The organism is Pseudorhodobacter sp. (genome assembly GCF_030452865.1).
GTDB lineage: Bacteria > Pseudomonadota > Alphaproteobacteria > Rhodobacterales > Rhodobacteraceae > Pseudorhodobacter.
This window is the reverse complement of sequence record NZ_JAKDLJ010000498.1, coordinates 1-2,279: the sequence shown is the minus strand read 5'-3', so window position 1 is coordinate 2,279 and position 2,279 is coordinate 1. Positions and strand designations below refer to the sequence as shown.

Sequence of the window (2,279 nt, the reverse complement as noted above, 5' to 3'; positions counted from 1 at the left end):
TTTGGCCCGTGCAAGGATCTGGCCGAGCACATCCAGATGTCGGTTGATGGTGCCGATCGCCAACCCGACTTGCGCGGGGGGCAGGGTTTTGGCATGCGCCATCACCGACGCCCAAGGCATCATGCCATCGTTCGGGCCTTTTCCCCATCTTTTGCGCAGTTGATGCAGCATGTCCCGAAACTTGGAAATATGTGCCTGCCGAACCTGACGGAGATCGTCGATACCGGTGATCAGGATAAACAGTTTGGCGGTAACACGCCGGAGTTTGGCCATCGTTTCGGGAACGTGATCCTTGCCGGTCTCCTTTCGCTGCTGCAGCATTTTCGCCTTATTCAGCCGCGCGACCGTGGCCATGATGAAGGGGTCGTATATCTCGGCCTGCGGCATTGCGGCAATGCTCGGGATGGGAGCGTAGGGTTGGATAGCGCCCGGCTCTCGGCTCAAACTGGCGTCAGAAATTGTTGGCGCAGGCGGCATGGCAACCGCCGTCCCGGACCAAGCTGCGCGGGCGCTCACTGCCAAATCACTAGCCAGTTGCTCCGGAAGACCGCGCGCGATCTCGCCCTCCATCCCGAACACGGCGCTGCCACGTTGCCCCTTTGCCGCCGCTTTGCCTTCAATCAGAAGGCGGCGCAGATAGAAATGCTGAACCGCGCCCAATGTATTCTGCCGGTCTGTGATCTGCCTGAATTCCGCACCGATCCGGTTCATACGCGCTTCTGACAGCCTATCCCGCACATAAATGTCTAGGCAGCCTTCCAGCGATGCCAGATCCTTTTCCGATGCCCCCTCGCCGCGAAGCCGCGCGCGTGCTGTCTGGTCGATCTCGGCGCGCGGTCCGTGTTCAGCCATCAACTTCCATGCTTGCGCTGTAGCCCAATCGGCGCGGCGGGCACTCTCAGAGGTGCCCATAGCGTCCATCTGTGTCACCAGATCAATTCCGCGCATCCGGGCCAGTTCGACGTTGATGAGTGGCTCAGGAAGGCGCGGGCATCCGGAATCGATACCAGATTGCGGGACATATCATCATACATGCGATCACTTGCGGCGGTCAGTTCTCTGGCAAGCATATAGGCTTCACGCCGCTCTCCGGTGCGCAAAGAAAGCTGGATCATGCATTTTTCTGGGGAAAACCCCGGGATCCGGCGGCGCCAGTAGAAGACATTGCCCCAACGGAAGAGATGAAGATGCGCGCCCATGATGGCCCCCATGTGAGGCGAATGGCCGTAGTCATCGGACCCAATGTGCGACACACCGGAGCTGGAACGGTACAACCACATGATTTCAAATGGATATCCCGGCCATCTACCTCCGGCTATCCCCGCCGGAGGCTGCAACCTTGCCGCAAACTCCACCTTGTCAGGGTGCGTGCCTGGTTCTCCACAAACTCCCCACGGTTTGCCGCGCCACGCCTTCAGCCACCAGCATCGCAAAGATCCAACCGGAAATAACCGCCATTGCCGTCCCGTACCAGACCCCCCATTGGTCAAAGCCAAAAACCCGAACAAAGATCCAGACGAACAGCGCCACCGCGATCCCTTGGCGGTAAATGCCGATCCACAGGGTCCAGATCGGCTTTTGCATCGCTTGCAGGAAAGAGTTTATTGAAAACAGCATCATATAGAATGGCAACACAAACCCATCGACATGCAGATAGCTGACCCCGATACGGATCACATCCGCATCATCGGTAAACAGCCCCATCGCCCATTCCGCCCCAAACCACAGCAGCGGACAGGCAACGGCCATCATGGCGAACCCCAGTTTCCAGCAAAACAGCACCGACTCCCGCACCCGTTCCGATGCGTCAGCGCCAAAATTTTGCGCGGCGATGGGCAGCAGCGCGCCCGTCATCCCCAGGACCGGCAGCAGGACAATCTGCTCCACCCGCAGGGCGATGCCGTAACCTGCGACGGCCGATCCACCAAATTCCTTCAGGTAAAACTGGATCACGAAGCCGGTCATGAACATAACTGCTACCGACAGGCTGGTCGGCAGCATCTGCCGCAAGATCACGCGGTAAGCCGCCAGATCCGGCATGAATTCCGCCAGCGACAGGTTCTGCATGATCTGCCGACCAAAAAGTTGGTACAGGATATAAACCATCACGCCGGTCTGGCTGACCACCGTAGAGGCCGCGATGCCGTTGAACCCCATGCCGGGGATAAGGCCGGGCACTCCGTAAATGAACAAGGGATTCAATACCACATTGGCAAAAAACGCCACCACCAGCGCGCGTTGCAGCGATTTGGTGTCGCCGCGCGCCTGCAACACGCCGT

General features: G+C 58.9%; 2 protein-coding genes and 1 pseudogene. All 3 read right to left on the bottom strand.

What is annotated here, in order from left to right; all coding sequences use genetic code 11:
- Positions 1 to 852, bottom strand: a pseudogene (locus tag L0H65_RS18615) (hypothetical protein); the annotation flags it as partial.
- Between the two features lie 74 nt (positions 853 to 926).
- Positions 927 to 1,199, bottom strand: a complete 273-nt coding sequence (locus tag L0H65_RS18610; protein ID WP_301460692.1) for a DUF6538 domain-containing protein — start codon at positions 1,197 to 1,199, stop codon at positions 927 to 929.
- 160 nt (positions 1,200 to 1,359) lie between these two features.
- Positions 1,360 to 2,279, bottom strand: a 920-nt coding sequence (locus L0H65_RS18605; RefSeq protein WP_301460691.1) for an MATE family efflux transporter, incomplete at its 5' end; no start/stop codon positions are given.

Bases quoted from the DNA above. Each gene is read 5' to 3' on its own strand.
- L0H65_RS18610 (WP_301460692.1), bottom strand. From the start codon at position 1,199: ATGGGCGCGCATCTTCATCTCTTCCGTTGGGGCAATGTCTTCTACTGG.